13 protein-coding genes are annotated in these 15623 nt (G+C 41.9%); 8 read left to right on the plus strand and 5 right to left on the minus strand.

The window, feature by feature from the left end:
• Positions 1 to 9: 9 nt before the first annotated feature.
• From clpX to V5804_RS02385, 4 genes are all read left to right on the plus strand, one after another.
• Positions 10 to 1254: an ATP-dependent Clp protease ATP-binding subunit ClpX gene (gene clpX / locus V5804_RS02370; RefSeq protein WP_369589765.1), complete on the plus strand. Its 1245-nt coding sequence runs from the start codon at positions 10 to 12 to the stop codon at positions 1252 to 1254.
• Between the two features lie 71 nt (positions 1255 to 1325).
• A complete protein-coding gene (locus V5804_RS02375) occupies positions 1326 to 2189 on the plus strand; it encodes an AMP nucleosidase (RefSeq protein WP_369589766.1) in 864 nt (287 codons plus the stop codon).
• A 139-nt stretch (positions 2190 to 2328) separates the two neighbouring features.
• Positions 2329 to 3168 (plus strand): GIY-YIG nuclease family protein, encoded by an 840-nt coding sequence (locus V5804_RS02380; protein ID WP_369589767.1) that lies wholly within the window; start codon positions 2329 to 2331, stop codon positions 3166 to 3168.
• A gap of 146 nt (positions 3169 to 3314) precedes the next feature.
• Complete coding sequence (locus tag V5804_RS02385; protein WP_369589768.1) at positions 3315 to 4676, plus strand: pyridoxal-phosphate dependent enzyme; 1362 nt, start codon at positions 3315 to 3317, stop codon at positions 4674 to 4676.
• A gap of 144 nt (positions 4677 to 4820) precedes the next feature.
• On the opposite strand, the gene murA is transcribed toward V5804_RS02385, so the two are convergent.
• The 4 genes from murA to V5804_RS02405 form a co-directional block, all read right to left on the minus strand.
• Positions 4821 to 6125, minus strand: coding sequence for a UDP-N-acetylglucosamine 1-carboxyvinyltransferase (gene murA / locus V5804_RS02390; protein ID WP_369589769.1), 1305 nt, complete (start codon positions 6123 to 6125; stop codon positions 4821 to 4823).
• A gap of 29 nt (positions 6126 to 6154) precedes the next feature.
• A complete protein-coding gene (locus V5804_RS02395) occupies positions 6155 to 6862 on the minus strand; it encodes a DUF4290 domain-containing protein (protein ID WP_369589770.1) in 708 nt (235 codons plus the stop codon).
• Positions 6863 to 6950: 88 nt separating this feature from the next.
• Positions 6951 to 9224, minus strand: a complete 2274-nt coding sequence (locus V5804_RS02400; protein WP_369589771.1) for an ATP-dependent helicase — start codon at positions 9222 to 9224, stop codon at positions 6951 to 6953.
• Between the two features lie 82 nt (positions 9225 to 9306).
• The gene (locus V5804_RS02405) at positions 9307 to 10758 is read right to left on the minus strand and encodes a tetratricopeptide repeat protein (RefSeq protein WP_369589772.1); all 1452 of its coding nucleotides are present in this window, start codon (positions 10756 to 10758) and stop codon (positions 9307 to 9309) included.
• A gap of 138 nt (positions 10759 to 10896) precedes the next feature.
• Here V5804_RS02405 and V5804_RS02410 point away from each other — a divergent pair, with 138 nt between their 5' ends.
• Positions 10897 to 11049 carry a hypothetical protein gene (locus V5804_RS02410; protein ID WP_369589773.1) on the plus strand — a complete coding sequence of 51 codons (153 nt, stop codon included), beginning with the start codon at positions 10897 to 10899 and terminating at the stop codon, positions 11047 to 11049.
• Between the two features lie 52 nt (positions 11050 to 11101).
• Here the strand turns inward: V5804_RS02410 and V5804_RS02415 are convergent, their stop codons facing one another.
• On the minus strand, positions 11102 to 12061 hold the full coding sequence (locus V5804_RS02415) for a GDSL-type esterase/lipase family protein (RefSeq protein ID WP_369589774.1): 960 nt from the start codon (positions 12059 to 12061) through the stop codon (positions 11102 to 11104).
• Positions 12062 to 12339: 278 nt separating this feature from the next.
• On the opposite strand from V5804_RS02415, the gene V5804_RS02420 reads away from it, so the two are divergent.
• The 3 genes from V5804_RS02420 (at position 12340) to rfbD (ending at position 15620) form a co-directional block, all read left to right on the plus strand.
• Complete coding sequence (locus tag V5804_RS02420) at positions 12340 to 13716, plus strand: dipeptidase (protein WP_369589775.1); 1377 nt, start codon at positions 12340 to 12342, stop codon at positions 13714 to 13716.
• Positions 13717 to 13807: 91 nt separating this feature from the next.
• Positions 13808 to 14614 (plus strand): SDR family NAD(P)-dependent oxidoreductase, encoded by an 807-nt coding sequence (locus V5804_RS02425; protein WP_369589776.1) that lies wholly within the window; start codon positions 13808 to 13810, stop codon positions 14612 to 14614.
• Between the two features lie 145 nt (positions 14615 to 14759).
• Positions 14760 to 15620: a dTDP-4-dehydrorhamnose reductase gene (gene rfbD / locus V5804_RS02430; RefSeq protein ID WP_369589777.1), complete on the plus strand. Its 861-nt coding sequence runs from the start codon at positions 14760 to 14762 to the stop codon at positions 15618 to 15620.
• Positions 15621 to 15623 lie beyond the last annotated feature (3 nt).

Consider the following 15623-nt stretch of genomic DNA (forward strand, 5'->3'; position numbering starts at 1 on the left):
AGAAAAGCCATGAGCAAAACCAGCAAAGATATCAAATGTTCATTTTGTGGTGCCGGTAAACAGGATTCGTTAATGCTAATTGCCGGACTGGACGCTCATATTTGCGATAAATGCGTTAACCAGGCCAACGATATTTTGGCTGAAGAATTGAAATTGCGCAAAGTAAAATCGCCGTTGCAAACTTCGTCTGCTATTTTAAAACCGGCCGAAATTAAAGCGCATCTTGATCAATATGTGATCGGTCAGGACGATGCCAAAAAGGTTTTATCGGTTGCGGTTTATAACCACTACAAAAGGCTGAACCAGAAAATAGGCAAAGACGAAGTTGACATCGAAAAATCGAACATTATTTTAGTTGGCGAAACCGGAACCGGAAAAACCTTACTGGCCAAAACCATTGCCAAAGTTTTGAACGTGCCTTTTTGCATTTGCGATGCTACGGTTTTAACAGAAGCCGGTTACGTTGGCGAAGACGTGGAAAGTATTTTAACGCGCCTGCTGCAAGCTGCCGATTACGATGTTACTTTGGCCGAACGCGGCATTGTTTACATTGATGAAGTAGATAAAATTGCCCGCAAAAGCGATAACCCTTCCATCACGCGTGATGTTTCCGGGGAAGGTGTGCAGCAAGCATTGCTTAAAATTTTGGAAGGCACGATGGTGAACGTTCCGCCGCAAGGTGGCCGTAAACATCCCGACCAAAAAATGATTACGGTAAACACCAGCAACATTTTGTTTATCTGCGGTGGCGCTTTTGATGGCATCGAAAAAAAGATTGCCAACCGGATGCGTACCCAAACTGTTGGTTACAAGTTGAAAGCCGAAGACCAGGAAGTTGACCTGAAGAACTTGTACAAGTACGTTTCCCCGCAGGATTTAAAAGCTTTTGGGTTGATTCCGGAACTGATTGGCCGTTTGCCGGTGCTCACTTATTTGAAACCGTTGGATCGGGAAGCGATGCTGATGATCCTGACCGAGCCTAAGAACTCGCTCATCAAACAATATAACAAACTGTTTGAATACGAAGATGTGAAACTGCATTTCGATCAGGAAGTTTTGGATTACGTGGTGGATAAAGCCATGGAATTTAAGCTTGGTGCGAGAGGTTTGCGTTCCATTTGTGAAGCGATTATGATTGATGCCATGTTTGAAATTCCCTCGCAAAAAGAGCATCAAAAACACTTGGACATTACGCTGAACTACGCCAGGGAGAAATTTGAAAAATCAGATTTGAAAAAGCTGAAAGCAGCATAACAAAAGCCCCGGCCTTTTAAAGCCGGGGTTTTTTTGTACATTTATTTTTAGGTGATAAAAGAAGCATCATTATGAACGAAGAAAAAGACGTAAAGAAAGACGCAGAAATTGTAAAGCAATCCAACAAAATAAAAGAAGTTCAAAGCCCGGTAAAATCAGGCCTTAAAACAAAAGAAGCCATTGTTGCAAATTGGCTGCCGCGCTACACCGGCCGGCCACTGGACGATTTTAAAGAATACGTCATCCTCACCAATTTTTCTAAATACTTACAGCTTTTTTCCGAATGGCATAACAATGCACCCATTATGGGTCTGGATAAACCGATGCAAAGCGTTACCGCCGATGGCATCACCATTATCAATTTTGGAATGGGCAGTGCTTTGGCTGCTACCGTAATGGATTTGCTGACGGCCATCCACCCAAAAGCGGTTATTTTTTTAGGTAAATGTGGCGGTTTGAAAAAAAATAACAACGTTGGCGATTTGATTTTGCCAATTGCGGCCATCCGCGGCGAAGGAACATCCAACGATTATCTGCCTTCGGAAGTTCCAGCTTTGCCGGCATTTGCTTTACAAAAAGCCATTTCCACAACCATCCGAGACCACTCCCGCGATTACTGGACCGGTACAGTTTATACCACCAACCGCCGGGTTTGGGAACATGATAAAAGCTTCAAAAAATATTTAAAAAGCATCCGCACCATGGCGGTTGATATGGAAACAGCCACTATTTTCATCACCGGTTTTGCCAATAAAATCCCAACTGGCGCTTTGTTGCTGGTTTCCGATCAGCCCATGATTCCGGAAGGTGTAAAAACGGCCGAAAGTGATTCCAACGTAACCGAAAAATTTGTAGAAACGCATTTGCGGGTTGGCATTGATTCGTTAAAACAACTCATTAACCACGGGCTTACGGTTAAGCATTTGCATTTTTAAAAACTCCGCTTATTTCTTAAATCATTACAACAGCATCAGCCAAGTATCCTAAATTTGTTTGCTGATTTTAGGTGCATAAAAGAAGCATCGAAGTGATACAAAAGTTAGAAGTCAGGCGATACCAATACGACAGTAACGAATGACAATTAAAACAGAAAATATTTTAAAACTTAATAACGGCGAATTGCAACTTTACAAATTGCATCTTGCCTGTAAGAGCGGACACGAACAACCTTTGAACGTGTATTTGCAAGGTTGGGACAAGTGGGTTGGCTGGAACGAGTGGCGGCGAAATAAAAACGACTTCAATCGACAATACATTTTCAGTTTAATTCAATTTTATCATGAACCCAATAAGTGGTTATTTGGTGGAATTTTTAGAGTTGTGAAAAGGCTTGAAAATTACGCTGACACTAAAGTTGGTTATGAACTGGAATTAGTTGATTTACATAAAGAGTTAATTGGACGACTAGTAATTGACTTTTTCCGTTATCAAGGAATGCGTGGACGTTCATATTTACTTGAAAGTTATTATAAAGATTTTGTTGTTTCAGAAATTCTTAAAAAACCTTTTGACGGTATTAATTTCCCTGGTTACGAAAATATACATCTTGACTTTCCAGATTTAGAAACTGTTTTCAAATATCAAAAAAATGACTGGAAAGGCGCTTTGGAAAATGTAAAAGGTGTTTACGTTATCGTTGACAAATCTAACGGAAAAAAATATGTTGGTTCAGCATACGGTGATTTTGGCATTTGGTCAAGATGGGCTGTTTATATTGGAACAGGACATGGTTTTAATGATGAACTAACAAAAATTATTTCAAAGAATGGAATTGATTACGCAAGACAAAATTTCAGATTTAGTTTATTAGAATATCGTTCTATGAGAATAGATGATAACATCATAATTAACCGTGAATCTTATTGGAAAGAAGTGTTATTAACAAGAGGACAATTTGGATACAACAAAAACTAAATTACAATTAACGGCATCTTGACGACATAAAAGAAGTCTGAACCGAAGATTAAATTTTTGATATGATTGGCGTGATTCGAATGAACTTTAGTGCTAAAAACGCCACCTACGTTAATTCCTAAACAGTTTATAACAATAACAAAAATATGTGGTACAATAATATCCTCGAAACCATCGGTAACACGCCGCTGGTGAAATTGAACGTCATCCCGAAAGACATCAAAGCAACGGTTTTGGCCAAAATCGAAACGACCAATCCAGGTAATTCCATTAAAGACCGGATGGCTTTGAAAATGATTGAAGATGCCGAAAAAAACGGAAAGCTGAAACCGGGAGGGACGATTATTGAAGGAACTTCGGGCAATACCGGGATGGGTTTGGCCATTGCGGCCGTGATCAAAGGCTACAAATGTATTTTTACCACCACGGATAAACAATCAAAAGAAAAAGTGGATGCGCTGCGGGCTTTTGGTGCCGAAGTGATTGTTTGCCCGACGAATGTTGACCCGGAAGATCCGCGTTCTTACTACTCCGTTTCAACGCGTTTGGAACGCGAAGTTCCGAATTCCTGGAAGCCAAACCAGTACGATAACCCATCCAATACGCAAGCCAACTACGAGCAAACCGGGCCGGAAATTTGGGAACAAACCGAAGGGAAAATAACCCATTTAATTGTTGGCGCCGGAACAGGCGGCACGATTTCGGGCGCGGGAAAATATTTGAAAGAGAAAAACCCGGCCATCCAGGTTTTAGGGATTGATACTTACGGATCCGTTTTTAAAAAATACAAGGAAACCGGGATTTTGGACAAGAACGAAATTTATCCATACATCACTGAAGGTATTGGAGAAGATTTTTTGCCGAAGAACGTCAACTTCGATGTGATCGATCATTTTGAAAAGGTAAGCGATAAAGACGCCGCGCTGATGACGCGGGAAATTGCCCGTAAAGAAGGCATTTTTGCAGGAAATTCTGCCGGTTCTGCGGTGGCTGGTTTGCTGCAAATGAAAGACCGTTTTCAAGAAGGCGATGTGGTGGTGATTATTTTTCCGGATCATGGTTCGCGCTACATGGGCAAAATGTATAACGAAGACTGGCTGCGCGAACGCGGGTTTTTGAAAGACGAAAAGCTGACGGCACGAAGCATCATCGGCAAGCAGGCCGGACAGGAAATTGTAACGATTGACAGTGAAGAAAGTATTTTAAAAGCGATCAACACGATCAAAGCTTTAAATATTTCTCAAATCCCGGTTACGCAGCACGAAATGATCATCGGCAAAATTACCGAAAGCGATATTTTGGATGCGCTGCTGGAAAATCCGGCTTTAAAATCGCATCCAGTTAAAGATATTTTGACCACGCCTTTCCCTTTTGTGGATTTGAATACTTCGATTGATAAAATTTCTTCCTTAATTAACAAAGATAACACAGCGGTTTTGGTGGAAGCTGAAAACGGCAAGTTCAAGATCATTACGCAGTATGATATTATCAATGCGATTTCGGCTTAGTCATACAGAATTTATGCCGATAAAAGAAGCATCGCCCTTTCACGGATAATGCTTCTTTTACCACCTAAAAATCAGTGTTGTGTAATTGATTGAAATTGTTTTTTCAGAACAATGCTTCTTTTACCACCTAAAAATTGGTGTGTTTTAAATGCGTTTGATATCGGCGCCCAAAGCAATCAGGCGTTTATCAATGTGCTGGTAACCGCGTTCTATCTGTTCGATATTGCTGATAACCGATTTGCCTTTTGCAGATAAAGCCGCAATCAGCAAAGAAACACCGGCGCGAATATCCGGGGAAGTCATTTCGATGCCGCGTAACTGCACTTTTTTATCCAAGCCAATTACGGTGGCACGGTGCGGATCGCAAAGAATAATTTGCGCGCCCATGTCAATCAGTTTATCCACAAAAAACAAACGGCTTTCAAACATTTTTTGATGGATCAAAACTGAACCTTTGGCTTGCGTAGCAATCACCAAAACAATACTGAGCAAATCGGGCGTAAAACCCGGCCAGGGCGCATCGGCAATGGTGAGGATGGAACCATCAATAAAAGTATCAATTTCGTAATGTTCTTGTGCGGGAATGTAAATATCGTCTCCGCGCAATTCAAATTGAATGCCTAAACGGGAAAAAGTATTCGGGATAATGCCCAATTCTTCAAACTGCACATTTTTGATCGTGATTTCTGATTCCGTCATGGCAGCCAGTCCGATAAAAGAACCAATTTCGATCATATCCGGCAGCAAGCGATGTTCTGTTCCGCCTAATTGTTCCACGCCTTCGATCGTTAACAGATTGGATTTGATACCGGAGATTTTTGCGCCCATGCGATTTAGCATTTTGCAGAGTTGCTGCAAATAAGGTTCGCAAGCAGCATTGTAAATCGTCGTGGTTCCTTTCGCTAAAACGGCGGCCATCACCACGTTTGCCGTTCCGGTTACGGATGCTTCTTCCAACAAAATATCCGTTCCTTGCAAATTGGTGGCATCTACGTCAAAAAACTCGTCGCTGGCACTGTATTCAAAACGGGCACCTAATTTTTCAAAGCCTAAAAAATGCGTGTCTAAACGTCGGCGGCCAATTTTATCGCCACCAGGTTTTGGGATGGAGGCTTTTCCAAACCGTGCCAAAAGCGGGCCAACAATCATGATGGAACCTCTTAAACTTCCGCCTTTTTGTTTAAAAGCATCCGATTTAAAAAAATCCTGGTTGATGTCATCGGCTTGAAAAACGTAAGTATCAGGCGCAGTTTGTTTCACTTTAACACCCATATCACCCAAAAGCTCGATCAGTTTATTCACATCAACAATATTTGGGATGTTGCTGATCGTAACTTTTTCTTCCGTCAACAGCACGGCCGAAATCACTTGTAAAGCTTCGTTTTTGGCACCTTGGGGTATAATTTCTCCCTTTAAGGGTTTGCCGCCCCAAATTTCAAATGCGCTCATAGGTTAATTTTTGCCCGGTAAAAGAAGCATCAGAATTTTCTGCCGGGATTATTATTGTTGGTTCGGTTTCGGTTGTTGTTGTTTTGCGCGTGCCGCGGATTGTTGTTGTTATTTTGGCGGCCTTTGTTGTTTTGGTTGTTGTTGGTTCCGCCGCGCGGACGATTTGTATTTTGCGCAACCGGCGTACGGTATTCCACCCGGTTTAGGTTGATGTTTTCTTCCAACTGCAAGGCACCTCTTGATAAAATTTTTAGATCATTTAAAATGGTTTCATCGGCAACAGAATCCTTGTTCCAGGTTACGTAAGCCATTTTCATAAAGTTGGCAATGGCCTGAACCATGTGTTTCCGGCGCGGTTCGTCTTCAATTGTTTTGGCTTTTTCGATCATCAGTTCAATCGTTTTGCCATAATGTTTAAAGCTGATTTTGTCCTGAGGATATTTTAAAGGCGCCGGTTTAAAGTGGATCATTTCCGGCGTAGGTTTCGGATAAGGCGAATCCACATCAATCTTAAAATCGGAAATGATGTTGAGGTGATCCCACAATTTGTGCTTAAAATCGGCAACATCGCGCAAGTGCGGGTTTAAAAACCCCATCAAATCAATCACCACCTGCGCGTATCGGTTGCGTTCTTCCTTGGTGGGCAGCGCAACAATGTATTTAACCATGTTCTGCACGTTGCGGCCGTACTCAGAAAGAATTAATTTGTTGCGGGAAGTATTATAATCAAAATTCATGTTTCAATATTAAACAGGTAATTACCTTCTTTTATACGGAAGGATTTGTATTTAAAGCGTGAATATACTTTAAATAGTATAAAAGAAGCTATTCTACAATGCGAAGTTTGGCAAATTTAAGCAACAATTGCTTTTGGCCAAGCTCTTTAAAAAATATTGTTGCTTTTATATCAGGTTTGTTGCCCTCCAGGTTGATGACTTTGCCGAAACCAAAACGCTCGTGCTCCACTTCCATGCCAACTTGCAGTTTGTTCATGTCAGAAGGCGCGAAACCCGGCGTTGGCACATGTGCTTTGGCCAAAACAGAAGTGGTTTTAACGCTTGTAGTAGCCGGTTTTGGTTTGGAGAAAGCATCTTTATTCCGACCGGAAGATTGCTCGTCATCAAAAAACGGATTGCCGCTTCCTGCCGGTTTAGCACTGTAATCCAGTTCCAGGAATTTGGCATCTATTTCATCTAAAAACCGGCTTGGTTCACAATTGATCAACGTGCCAAATTTAAACCGCGAAGTTGCGTAACTTAAAGTCAGTTTATGTTCTGTACGCGTTACGCCAACGTAAAACAAGCGGCGTTCTTCCTCTAAATCTGTTCTCGAATTTAACGATAATTGCGAAGGAAAAAGGTTTTCTTCCAACCCAACTACAAAAACATGCGGAAATTCCAACCCTTTTGAAGAATGTATCGTCATCATCGAAACCGTATCTGCATTGGTATTTTTGTCGTTATCGTCGTTGGTGAGCAAGGCAATGTCCTGCAAAAATACATCCAGCGTTTTTTCTTCGATGTCTTCCCGTTCCGAAAACTCTTTGATACCGTTCAACAATTCCTGGATATTTTCGTGGCGGTTTAAACCTTCTACCGATTTATCTTCATACAAATCCTTCAACAAACCTGAATGTTGGGCGATATGCAAAGCCGCATCGTAAGCCGTCATGGTTTGGGTGATGACCTGAAAACTTTGGATCATCGTTACAAAATTGTTTACGGTAGAAGCCGTTTTGCCGTCCAGATATTTGCCCGGCTCGGTCAATGCTTCCCATAAACTCACCTGATGCTGGTTGGCGCTTACAATTAAACGGTCAATCGTGGTATCGCCGATGCCTCTTTTAGGGTAATTGATGACGCGTTTTAAAGCGGCTTCATCGTGCGGATTATAAGTCATGCGGAAATAAGCAATTAGATCCTTGATTTCTTTACGCTGATAAAAAGACAAACCGCCATAAATTTTGTAAGGAATATTGAGCTTACGCAATGCTTCTTCCATTGCCCTCGATTGTGCGTTGGTTCGATATAAAATGGCAAAATCTTTCCAGCGTAAACCTTTGCCCGCGTGTTCCTGATGGATGGCTTCGGCAACCATTTTGCCTTCTTCGTTATCGCTGAAGGCACGCATCACTTTTATTTTATCGCCATGCTCTTTCTCCGAATAAACTGTTTTTTTAAGCTGGTCTTTGTTATTGGCGATGATGCTGTTGGCAACGTTTACAATGTTTTGGGTTGATCGGTAGTTTTGCTCCAGTTTGAAAACATTTAAATCCGGATAATCTTTTTCAAAGTTTAAAATGTTCTGGATGTTGGCGCCGCGAAAAGCATAAATACTTTGTGCGTCATCGCCAACCACACAAATATTTTCGTTGATGGCGGCCAATTTTTTCACGATCAGGTATTGCGAATAATTGGTGTCCTGATACTCGTCCACCATCAAATATTTAAACTTGTTTTGGTATTTGTACAGTACTTCCGGGTTTTTCTTGAGAAGTTCGTTGGTTTTGAAAAGCAGATCGTCAAAATCCATCGCGCCGGCGCGGAAACAACGAACTGCATACGTTTCGTAAATTTTGCCCAATTGTCCGCGGCCGCCCGAAAAATCATCCGCCTGGATCTGGTCGTTCTGCTGGTATTCCTGCCACGAAATCAAATTGTTTTTGGCAGCAGAAATACGGTTATAAACGAAGTTGGCACTGTACAGCTTATCGTCCAGGTTCATTTCTTTCAAAATGGCACGCAGCAAACTCTTGCTGTCGTCGGTATCGTAAATGGTGAAGTTGGAAGGATAACCGATTTTATCAGCCTCAACACGCAGCAATTTGGCAAACACGGAATGGAAAGTGCCCATCCAAATATTTTTTGCTTCTGTGCCAACTACGGCTACAATCCGGTCGCGCATTTCTCGCGCGGCTTTGTTGGTAAAAGTTAAAACCAAAATGTTAAAAGCATCAACACCTTTGCGGATTAGGTGCGCCACCCGATATGTAATCACGCGTGTTTTGCCCGAACCGGCACCAGCAATAATCATCACCGGCCCTTTTACACATTCTACCGCTGCCCGTTGCGAAGGGTTTAGCCCTTGTAAATATTCCAAAACGTTCTCCTCTTAGTTGAAATGCAAAATTAAAAATCCTAAGCTGAGTTAGCGCAGCAATGCTTCTTTTATCTGCCTAAATTTATTCTTTCGGGTTTGGCTCAACGCTTTCGTTCAACATTTTACTCATGCTGATGATTTCGTCATCAATATTAAAAACACATTTTTTTATCAATTCAATACATTCATCCTTGTTGATCAGGTTGTTTTCCTGAATGTAAACGATGCCTTTTAAAGTAGCGATCGGGCCGCGGATTTCGTGTGATAAATGCAAGGAATAATCAGAAAGGCGTTTGTTTTTGACCTTTAAATCCTGTGTCCGCGCTTCGATAATATTTTCTAAATTATGATTGACGCGGTCCAAGTCTTCTTTTTTTCTGGAAACTTCCTGGTTCAACCGGGTGAGTTCCTTGTTGTTTTTATTTGTTCTTTTAACGTTGATCACCAGTAAAAAAACCAGGGCAAATAACAAAGCTGCCACCGTTGTGCTCGCCCAAAATAACGTAGTTGCATATTTTTGCCGGGCGATAATACGTTCGTTTTTCGTCCTGTTTTCCAACTGGTCAAACAGATCCGAAGCAAGGGTAATCCTGTTAGAAAATGATTGACGGTAATAAGCACTGTCTTGCGTATAATTTTGTTTGAGATAACCTAATGCGGCTTGGTAATTTTTCCTTTTGTATTCTAACTGGTAAAACGCATAATTATAATCATTTTGTAAATCCCTATTGTTTAAGGATTTAGCATATTCAAGACCATTTTTTAATGCTTCTTTTGCCTGCTCAAATTTATTTTGGTTAAGATATACGTTTGTCAAAGCTAATTCTATGCTGGCAATTGTATAGTTCATATCTCTCACCTTTGCTTTTGTAAGCGCCTCATTAAGTACGTTTTCTGCACTTTGGTATTGTTTTAAACCATTATAAGCTTCTCCCATATCCTGCAGGCATTGGATGATTAATTCCTGATTACCTAATTGCTGGAACAAATTCATACTAATTTGAAATTTTTCTAAAGCTGACTTAAATTTTTTTTTCTTACTTTGAATAAGGCCAATGTTTACATATAATGATGCAATTTCCGGTTTAGCATTAAACTTTTTTGCAACCAAAAGGGATTTGTTGTAATACTCTAAAGCTTTGTTATAATCATTAGGTGAATAAAGATTACCAATATTGTTGTAAACTTTGCCTATCCCTTTAAGATTATTGTTTTGTTCAAAATACGAAATCGCTTCTAAATATTTATCCAAAGCTTCATCGTATTTACTTAAATAGGATTGTCCAATCCCTATTACACGGCATGCTTCTCCCTGGCCGTTTAAATAGTTTAATTTTTTAGACAGATTAAATGCTGTTGTTGCATATTTAATAGTTTGTTCAGGATCCTTTAAACGGTAATTATAAGCCAGTTTGTTTATAGAATCTACATCATGCTGCAATGCTGGCCCTCCAACAGGTTGCCATAATGCAAAAGTTGTGCTTTTAAACAGGAGCAGCATCAACGCATTAGTAATTAAAGCTTTAAGCATCATGCTGTACGGGTTTTAATAGAAGTAAAGCTATTTTTTCAGATTAAAAAAAGAGGTTAATTGTTATAAAAGTTTTACCACGTAACCTCAGCTATAAATTTAACGTAAACCGGCATGAAAACCTATTAAAGTTTAAAAAAAATGAAAAAATTAGCACTATTAGTAGTTGCTGTGGCAACGCTTTGTACCGTATCTTGCAAAAAAGAAAATGTGAACCCGGAAACCCATTTGGTTAAAAAAGAATTTATGAAAAGCGGTGGCGGGGATAAAAGGCCAAGTGGAACTATGGATTAACTGATAATTATAATTAGCAAATATGGCAAAAATTATACAACAAACAGTTTTTTTACCGGCCTACAACAACCATTTTTTTTACATATTGCTCGGTTGGCGTTTGCATAGCATAAATATAAATGCCGGGCGCAAGATCAGTGGTTGGGAATAAAATTTCGTGATAACCGGAATTAAAATAAGAATTGGTCAGCGTTTTTACCACAGCGCCTGCTGTATTGTACAAGGTTAAAACAACTTTATTTGATTTTGATAAACTAAACCCGATGGTGGTGCTGCCGGCAGCAGGGTTGGGATAGTTTTGGCTTAAACCGGACAGCAACAGCTTTTGCTCGATAACCGTGTTAATGGTATCAAACAAGGCATAGGCAATGCGCATGTTGCCTTGTGCATTTGGGTGCGTGCTGTCCTGGTACAGGTTTTTAAAGTCCCTGCCCATAACAGCGTTGATATCGGTAAAATAAACTTTTCTATTGGCCGCAATCCTTTTATAGATCGTATTGATCTGCCGGATCACGAAATTAGCATTTTGGTTGCGCTTATTGTTGGCCGGGTTTAAAAACTGAAGGGTTCCGATAATAGGCGTAAGCTTATATGCCAAAGCCAGTTCTACCATTTTGTTCATGTTGCTTTGTGTTTCGGCAATTTTCATTTTGCCGTCCACAATGGCCAATGCATCGTTTAGGCCTATTAAAATCAATACAAAGCCTTTTTTATCTTTAATCGTCTGTTCAAAACGTGCCAAGCCTTGGGTTGTAGTTTGGCTGGGGATGCCGTAATTGCCAACAATTACCGTTTTGCCGGGATAGCATGCCTCAAAATCTGCCTTTAAATAAGGCTGAAATTGCAGTCCGTTGATGCCGGCAACCGTACTTGCGCCAAACGTCGTGATCTCAATACTGTCTTTGGCATACAATTTTGACGATAAAGAACAACTTGGTTTTTGCCCGAAAGCAATGGCAGAGGTTAAACATACCGTAAGCAGCAGCAAAAAACTTACCGACCTATGAGCCATTTAACACTTGTTTTTGTTGATTAAGAATTAAAAAATTTAAACGAATATATAATTAAATCCCCTGTTTTTTATAGAAAAAAAATAATGGATAAACTATGACAAATTTTGGTTTTCAGGTAATTAAACCCACCATTGACAGCCATTTTTGACATACTGTTTTTACCTGCATTTTTTTTAATCCGGCACTAAAAAAAGGCCGGTAAAAACAGTATGCCCTGTTTATCACGCTTCTTTCCTGCTGCATCAAAAATTCTATATTTGTTTCAAAGTAAAAATTGATGCAAGAAATTAAAAACTACGTGGCAGCCAACAAAGACCGTTTTTTGGACGAACTCTTTGCCCTGCTCCGTTTTCCTTCGGTAAGTGCCGACCCGAAATATAAAAACGATGTTTTAAACGCGGCCAATTTTGTGGCCGAAAAGCTGCGCGAAGCAGGCGCCGAAAACGTAGCAGTTTGTGCAACAGCAGGCTATCCAGTGGTTTATGGCGAGAAAATCATGGATTTAACAAAACCAACCGTTTTGGTTTATGGCCATTACGATGTGCAACCGCCCGATCCTTTAGAACTTTGGAAAACACCTCCTTTTGAACCCACGGTTCGGGATGGCAAAATTTACGCCCGCGGTGCTTGCGACGACAAAGGCCAGTTTTATATGCACATTAAAGCCTTTGAACTGATGATGCAAACCGGAACGCTTCCTTGCAACATCAAGTTTATGATTGAAGGCGAAGAAGAAGTCGGTTCGGATAACCTGGGAATTTTCGTTCAGCAAAACAAAGAAAAGCTCAAAGCGGATGTGGTTTTGATTTCGGATACTTCAATGCTTAGCATGGAAAATCCTTCGTTGGAAACCGGTTTGCGTGGATTGTCTTATTTGGAAGTCGAAGTAACCGGGCCTTCGCGCGATCTGCATTCGGGTGTTTATGGCGGCGCGGTTGCCAACCCGATCACCATCCTTTCAAAAATGATCGCTTCTTTTCACGATGAAAACAACCACATCACCATTCCCGGTTTTTATGATGATGTTATCGAACTGACCGATGCCGAAAAACAGGCCTTAAACGAAGCACCGTTTGATGCGGAAGCTTACAAAAAAGATTTAGACATCAACGAACTTTGGGGCGAAAAAGGCTACAGCACTTTGGAGCGCACCGGCACGCGCCCAACTTTAGAAGTAAACGGCATTTGGGGTGGCTACATCGGCGAAGGCGCGAAAACGGTTTTGCCCTCCAAAGCTTCGGCAAAAATTTCGATGCGGCTGGTGCCAAATCAAACTTCGGCAAAAATTACCGAACTTTTTACCAAACATTTTGAAAGCATCGCGCCGCCTTATGTCAAGGTAAAAGTTACGCCACACCATGGCGGCGAGCCTGTGGTAACGCCAACTTCAAGCGCAGCTTTTAAAGCAGCCGAAAAAGCAATTGAAGAGTCTTTCGGCAAAAAACCAATCCCAACGCGAGGCGGTGGCAGCATCCCGATTGTGGCTTTGTTTGAAAAAGAATTGGGCATAAAAACAGTATTGATGGGTTTTGGCCTGGACAGCGACGCTTTGCATTCGCCCAACGAGAAGTACGATATTTACAATTATTACAAAGGCATCGAAACAATTCCGTTGTTCTATAAATATTTTGCAGCTTTATCGGCAGAAAACTAAAGTTCGATTGATGCTTCTTTTATCATATAAAAATTAATGTTATGATTGTCGGCAGTAACTTGATTGGGCACAATGCCGTTTAAACAATTATTTGAAAACACAACCCATAAATTTTATGATAATTATGGCAAAAGATAATCAAAATCAAAATCGTGTCGCCCTTGTCACGGGTGCTAATCAGGGAGTGGGCCTACAGGTTGCAAAAGAATTAGTGGCAAACGGCCTCACTGTGCTGATTGGTTCGCGCAATTTCGCACGGGGTGAGGCTGCGGCCAGCGATATCGGACCGGGCGCTATCGCGCTCCAACTGGACGTAACAAACCACGCTTCTATCGCCGCAGCGGCAGAACGCATCCGCAACGAGTTTGGCCGTCTCGACCTACTTATCAACAACGCAGCTATCTCGAACACGAGCAGGTTGCCTGGCCAGTCCGTCGAAGACCACGCGAAGACAACCCGCCCAAGTATTGTATCGCTCGATGAGATGCGCGCGGTGTGGGAGACGAACGTGTTTGGGGTTCTCGCCGTTTACCAGGCGATGCTGCCGCTCCTGCGCGAATCGCCTAATGCCCGCATTGTCAACGTGTCGAGCGGTGCTGGATCGCTGGCAAGGAACTCGGATCCCGCTCACCCCGGACGCTCGCTATTTGGCCCCACTTACGCCGCATCCAAGACGGCTCTCAACGCATTGACAATCGCCATGGCAATTGAGTTGGAGCCGGAGGGAATCAAAGTTAACGCCGTCTCCCCGGGCTTCATCAAGACCAACCTCAACAATTATGGGGGGACTGGAACTGTCGAGGAAGGTGCTCGCGAGGTGGTTCGCGTTGCCCTGCTTGGCCCTAATGACGCTTCAGGAACTTTCACTCGTTGGGAAAACACGCCTATTCCGTGGTAACCTGTAAAGCTGAAAGCATCCCTTTCAGTATTCCTACTCCTATTAATTTAATAAAAAAGGAACAATCATGAAAAAAGTATTAATCACCAGGGTCAATAAAAGTATTGGCTTCGGCATTGCACGAAACAATTTATCAATATAAAAAATGAGTAAAATAATTGTGTTTGGCGCTTCCGGCCAGTTGGGCCAGTGTTTAAAGCAGGTTGCTGCCGAAATGGATATTACCGATATTGCTTTCCCCAACGAAACGGAAGCCAATATTTTAAACCCGGATGCTTTGCAGGAGCTTTTCGACAAGCATCAGCCTAAATATGCCATCAACTGCGCGGCTTATACAGCGGTTGACAAAGCAGAAGACGAATTGGATTTGGCGCGAAAAATCAATAAAACCGGCGTTGACAACATTGCCGCTTTGTGCAAAATATTTGATACTGCTTTTGTGCAGGTTTCTACCGATTTCATTTTTGCCGGCAACACGCCACACCCTTTAACCGAAACCGATCCGGCCGAACCGATCAGCGTTTACGGATTGACGAAGCTGGAAGGCGAGCACGTAATCCCGCTGCACACCGAAAAATATTTCATTTTGAGGACGAGCTGGCTGTACTCGGAACACGGCAACAACTTCGTAAAAACGATGCTGAAGCTGGGCAAAGAGCGCGACGAACTGAAAATTATTGCCGATCAGGTTGGTACGCCAACTTACGCCATTGACCTGGCTTCGGCCATTTTGCAGATCATCGAATCGGGCAGCCAGGCTTACGGTATTTATCATTACAGCAACGAAGGCGTTACTTCCTGGTACGATTTTGCGCAGGGCATTTTCGACATCAGCAAAACGGAGGTAAAAGCATTGCCCATCCGTACTTCGGAATATCCGACCAAAGCCACGCGCCCGGCTTATTCGGTGATGGACAAGGCCAAAATCAAAAAAACTTTCGGCATCGAAATCCCTTATTGGCGCCACAGTTTGGAGCGTTGCATCAAAGCTTTACAAAATCAATAAACA

The sequence above is a fragment of the Mucilaginibacter sp. genome, assembly GCF_041088075.1.
In the GTDB taxonomy this organism is placed as follows: Bacteria; Bacteroidota; Bacteroidia; order Sphingobacteriales; family Sphingobacteriaceae; genus Mucilaginibacter_A.